3 protein-coding genes are annotated in these 2,493 nt (G+C 64.9%); 1 reads left to right on the top strand and 2 read right to left on the bottom strand.

The window, feature by feature from the left end; genetic code table 11:
- The coding region (locus WKI94_RS11880) for a gp58-like family protein (protein ID WP_337845930.1) at nucleotides 1-626 on the bottom strand (626 nt) is incomplete at its 3' end.
- Nucleotides 623-1,381 (bottom strand): TerC family protein, encoded by a 759-nt coding sequence (locus WKI94_RS11875; protein ID WP_337845929.1) that lies wholly within the window; start codon nucleotides 1,379-1,381, stop codon nucleotides 623-625. The genes WKI94_RS11875 and WKI94_RS11880, both read right to left, overlap by 4 nt.
- A gap of 24 nt (nucleotides 1,382-1,405) precedes the next feature.
- On the opposite strand from WKI94_RS11875, the gene WKI94_RS11870 reads away from it, so the two are divergent.
- Entirely contained in the window at nucleotides 1,406-2,389 is a 984-nt protein-coding gene (locus tag WKI94_RS11870; RefSeq protein WP_337845928.1) for a YpdA family putative bacillithiol disulfide reductase, read from the top strand.
- Nucleotides 2,390-2,493 lie beyond the last annotated feature (104 nt).

Below are 2,493 nucleotides of genomic sequence, written 5' to 3'. Positions count from 1 at the left end.
AGGGTGATGAGGGCCAGGGCCACCCCCAGCCCGGTGAAGACCAGCATGGTGCGGTTGAAGGCGGCGTTGATCTCCGCCTTGACCTCTTGCCGGAGGCTGTTGAACTTGTCTTCTACCTCCTGCCGCGGGCCTGCGATTTCAGCCTTCACTTCTTGTCTAAGGCTTGCTGCCTCGGCCTTGACCTCCTGGCGGAGGCTATTGAACTTCTCCTCCATCTCCTGCCGCAGGCCCAAGATCTCGGCCTTCACCTCTTGACGCAGACCGTTGAACTTGTCTTCTATCTCCTGCCTCAGGCCCGTGATTTCGGCCTTGACCCCTTGCTGGAGGCTATTGAACCTGTCTTCTACCTTCTGCCCAAGACCCGCGATTTCGTCCTTGACCTCTTGTCTAAGGCCTGCGATTTCGGCCTTCACCTCTTGGCGGAGGCCGTTGAACTTCTCCTCCACCTCCTGCCGCAGGCCGTTGAGCTTGGCCTCCACCTCCGTGCGGAAGAGGGCCATCTCCTGGCGGAGGGCGCCCATCTCCGCCCGGGTCTCCTGGCGGAGGAGGGCGATCTCCTGGGGGAGGGTGGCCATGATGCCCTCCACTAGGCCTTCCAGCTTGTACACCCGTTCCTCCAGGGTCATTCTCCTTCTAGCTTACCATCCTCCTGGTAGGGGTCGTGGAGCTTGACCGGCCTCCCCCTAAGGCCCGCCCTTAGGTTCAGCCACTCCACGAACACGGCGAAGCCCATGGCGAAGTACACGTACCCCTTGGGGATGTGCACCCCCGTGCCCTCGGCCACCAGGGTAAAGCCGATGAGGAGGAGGAAGCTTAGGGCCAGCATCTTCACCGTGGGGTGCCGGTTCACGAAGGCGTAGATGCCCTTGGAGGCATAGAGCATCACCCCCACGGAGGTGAGGATGGCCGCCACCATCACCGGCACGTGGGGGGTGAGGCCCACCGCGGTGATGACCGAGTCTATGGAGAAGACGATGTCCAAAAGGAGCACCTGGCCGATGACAGAGGCGAAGGAGGGCGCCACCCGCTTCACCGCGTGGCCAGGCTCCCCTTCCAGCTTCTCGTGGATCTCCTTCACGGACTTGTAGAGGAGGAAAAGCCCCCCGGCCATGAGGACCAGGTCCTTCCCCGTGACCTCGTGGCCCAAGAGGGCAAAGAGAGGCTTCTTCAGGGCCATGATCCAGGCGATGGAGAGGAGGAAGAGGATGCGGGTCACCGCGGCCAGGCTTAGACCCACCACCCGGGCCCGGTCCTGCTCCTCCTGGGGGAGTTTGGAGGCCAGGATGCTGATGAAGATCACGTTGTCCACGCCCAGGACCACCTCGAGGACCGTAAGGGTGAGGTAGGCCAGCCAGATCTCGGCGCTAAAGAGCCAGTCCATGGGAAAGAGTGTACGCTAAAGGCTATGGTGGACGTCCTGGTGGTGGGGGCGGGGCCCGTGGGCCTGGCGGCCGCCCTTTGGGCCAAGCGCCTGGGCCTTGCCCACCTGGTCCTGGAGAAGGGCACTGTGGCCCACACCGTCTACCGCTTTCCCCGGGAGATGGTCTTCTTCTCCGAGGCCAAGAACATAGAGATCGGGGGCCACCCCCTCCCCTCCCAAGGCCCCAAGCCCACCCGCAAGGAGGCCCTCCTCTACTACCAGAAGGTGGCGGAGCGGGAGGGGCTTAGGGTCCTCACCTACCACGAGGCCCTGGGGGTGGAGGGGGAGGAGGGGGCCTTCCGGGTCCGGGCCCGGGACCTCCTTGTGGGCGAGGAGAAGGCCTTCCTTGCCCGCTACGTGGTGGTGGCCACCGGGTACTTTGACCGGCCGAGCCGCCTAGGGGTGCCGGGGGAGGACCTGCCCCACGTGCACCACCGCTACGAGGAGGCCGCCCGCTACTTTGGGCGCAAGGTGGCGGTGGTGGGGGGGAGCAACTCCGCGGTGGAGGCCGCCTTGGACCTCTACCGGGGCGGGGCGGAGGTGGCCTTGGTGCACCGGGGGGCGTGGGTGCGGCCCAGCGTGAAGTACTGGCTCCTCCCCGACTTTGAGAACCGGGTGAAGGAGGGGAAGATCCGGGCGGTGATGGAGGCGGAGGTGCAGGCCATAGAGCCCGGGCGGCTCCTCCTAAAGAGGCCCCAGGGCGAGGAGGTCCTCGAGGCGGACTTCGTCCTGGTCCTCATCGGTTACCGGGCGGAGGACACCCTCCTGAGGCGGGCGGGGGTGGCCTACGAGGGGGAAAAGCCCCGGCTTTCCCCCGCCTTTGAGACCAGCCTAAGGGGGCTTTTCGCCGTGGGGTCCTGCGCCTTTGGCCTCGAGACCCGCTCGGTCTTCATAGAAAACGGCCGCCAGCACGCGGAAGCTGCCCTTAAGGAGATCGCCCGCCGTCTGTGCTCGGACAAACACATGTGAGACTGCCCCAACTAAAATGTGGGGACCACTCCAACATGAAGGAGGTCCCCACGAATGCAGCTTACCACCATCGGCCAGGAGATGTGGAAGGGAGCCCGGCTGGC

Source organism: Thermus sp. (genome assembly GCF_037444525.1).
In the GTDB taxonomy this organism is placed as follows: Bacteria; Deinococcota; Deinococci; order Deinococcales; family Thermaceae; genus Thermus.
This window is presented reverse-complemented; position numbering and strand designations above follow the sequence as displayed.

What these genes read in the sequence shown, in the direction of transcription:
- WKI94_RS11870 (WP_337845928.1), top strand. Translation starts at nt 1,406, where the DNA reads ATGGTGGACGTCCTGGTGGTGGGGGCGGGGCCCGTGGGCCTGGCGGCC.
- WKI94_RS11875 (WP_337845929.1), bottom strand. Translation starts at nt 1,381, where the DNA reads ATGGACTGGCTCTTTAGCGCCGAGATCTGGCTGGCCTACCTCACCCTT.